The sequence below is a fragment of the Streptomyces sp. NPDC006134 genome, from assembly GCF_040628835.1.
GTDB lineage: Bacteria > Actinomycetota > Actinomycetes > Streptomycetales > Streptomycetaceae > Streptomyces.
Map to the genome: position 1 here is coordinate 1 of NZ_JBEXTV010000143.1, position 2,380 is coordinate 2,380.

2 protein-coding genes are annotated in these 2,380 nt (G+C 74.1%); both read right to left on the bottom strand.

Annotated elements, in window-relative coordinates:
• Window positions 1-1,463 (bottom strand): beta-ketoacyl synthase N-terminal-like domain-containing protein (locus tag ABZ340_RS36510; protein ID WP_358786201.1); only part of this gene is annotated, 1,463 nt, incomplete at its 3' end.
• A gap of 32 nt (window positions 1,464-1,495) precedes the next feature.
• A partial coding sequence (locus ABZ340_RS36515; RefSeq protein WP_358786202.1) for a beta-ketoacyl reductase occupies window positions 1,496-2,380 on the bottom strand: 885 nt, incomplete at its 5' end.

The window sequence follows — 2,380 nt, forward strand, 5'->3', positions numbered from 1 at the left end:
CTGCGCGCCGACACCACCAGCGGCACCACACCACCCGGCACCGCCTCGTCCGCGCCGGACTCCTGCGCCTCCTCGGGCGCCTCCTCCAGGATCAGATGCGCGTTCGTCCCGCTCACGCCGAACGCGGACACACCCGCCCGGCGCGGGCGGCCGTCACGCGGCCACTCCCGCGCCTCCGTCAGCAGTTCCACCGCGCCCTCGGACCAGTCCACCCGGGACGTGGGCGCGTCCACGTGCAGGGTGGGCGGCAGCACGCCGTGCCGCAGCGCCTGCACCATCTTGATCACACCGGCCACGCCCGCGGCGGCCTGCGTGTGCCCGATGTTCGACTTCAACGACCCCAGCCACAGAGGCCGTTCCGGGTCACGCCCCTGCCCGTACGTCGCGAGCAGCGCCTGCGCCTCGATCGGATCGCCGAGCACCGTGCCCGTCCCGTGGCCCTCCACCACGTCCACGTCCGTCGCGGACAGCCCCGCGTTCGCCAGCGCCCCGCGGATCACGCGCTGCTGGGACGGGCCGTTGGGCGCCGTGAGCCCGTTGGACGCGCCGTCCTGGTTGACCGCACTGCCGCGCAGGACCGCCAGGATCCTGTGACCGCGCTCCCGGGCCACCGACAGGCGCTCCAGGACGACCACGCCGACGCCCTCGGCCCAGCCCGTGCCGTCCGCGCCGTCCGCGTACGCCTTGCAGCGGCCGTCGGCGGCCAGGCCCCGCTGACGCGAGAACTCCACGAACGCACCGGGGTTGGCCATGACCGTCGCACCGCCGGCGAGCGCCATGGAGCACTCGCCCTGGCGCAGCGCCTGCGCCGCCAGGTGCATCGCCACCAGCGACGACGAGCACGCCGAGTCGATGGTGACGGCCGGTCCCTCGAAGCCGAAGACGTACGACACCCGGCCCGACGCCACACTCGTCGATCCGCCCGTGCCCGCGAAACCCTCCAGCTCCGGCGTCACCACGTCGGCGCCGGGGGCGACATAGCCCTGGCCGAACACCCCGGAGAACACCCCGACATCGGTGCCCTTCAGCGAGACCGGGTCGATGCCGGCGCTCTCCAGGGCCTCCCAGGAGGTCTCCAGGAGCAGACGCTGCTGCGGGTCCATGGCGAGGGCCTCACGCGGCGAGATCCCGAAGAACCCGGCGTCGAAGAGGCCCGCCTCGTGGAGGAAGCCGCCCCGGTCGGTGTAGGAGGTGCCGGGGTTGTCGGGGTCCGGGTCGAACAGGCCCTCCAGGTCCCAGCCGCGGTTGTCCGGGAACCCCGACACGGCGTCGCGGCCGTCCCGGACCAGGCGCCACAGGTCTTCCGGCCCTGCCACCCCGCCCGGCAGCCGGCACGCCATGCCCACCACGGCCACCGGCTCGCGGGAGGCGTCGACGAGCCGGCGGTTCTGCTTCTTCAGCGAACCGACCTCTTCGAGCGATGCCCGTAGCGCCTCGACGACCTTTTCGTACGACGCACTCACTTGAATTCCCCAATCTCTCCGGTGTCGCAGAGTCAGTTGTCGCCGAGCGCGAGCTGCACGAGGTCGTCGACGTTCAGGTCGGCGATCGCCCTGTCCTCGCCGGCGTCGTCCGGGGCGCCGGCCGCCGGCCCGCCGTCGCCGAGGGCGGCCAGCCCGACCAGGGCGTCCATCAGTCCGGCCTCCCGGAAGCGGGCCAGCGGAAGCGATGCGAGCGCGTGCCGGAGCCGCACCTCGTCCACGTCCGAGCCGGCCGTGCCGCCGTCCGGGGCCAGTTCGGTGTGCAGGTGCCGGGCCAGGGCCTGCGGGTTCGGGTAGTCGAAGACCAAGGTGGCGGGCAGCTTCAGACCGGTCGCCGCGCGCAGCCGGTTGCGCAGCTCCACGGCCGTGAGCGAGTCGAAGCCGGTGTCCTTGAACGCGATGTCCGCCGGGACCTCGTCCGCTCCGGCGTGCCCGAGCACGACCGCGGCCTGGGTACGGACCAGGTCGACGAGGACCTTCTCCTGTTCGGCGGCGGGCAGCCCGGCAAGGCGGCGCAGCAGCTCGCCCTCCCCTGCGGCGCTCGCCGCATGGGCCTGCTGCCGGCCCGCGCGGACCAGTCCGCGCAGCATGTGCGGCACTGTGCTGCCGGCCGCCGCGTCGGCGCGCACCGCCCGCAGGTCCAGCTTGGCGGGGACCAGGAGCGACTGCGCGGAACCCACCGCGGCGTCGAAGAGCCTCATGCCCTCGGCCAGGCTCATGATCTTCAGGCCGCCACGCCGGCTCATCCGGGACCGGACGAGGTCGTCGGTGCCCGCCGCCATGCCGGTGGTCTGCTCCCACAGCCCCCAGGCCAGGGACAGACCGGGCAGGCCCGCCGCGCGGCGCTCGGCCATCAGGCCGTCGAGGTAGGCGTTGGCGGCGGCGTAACCGCCGCTGCC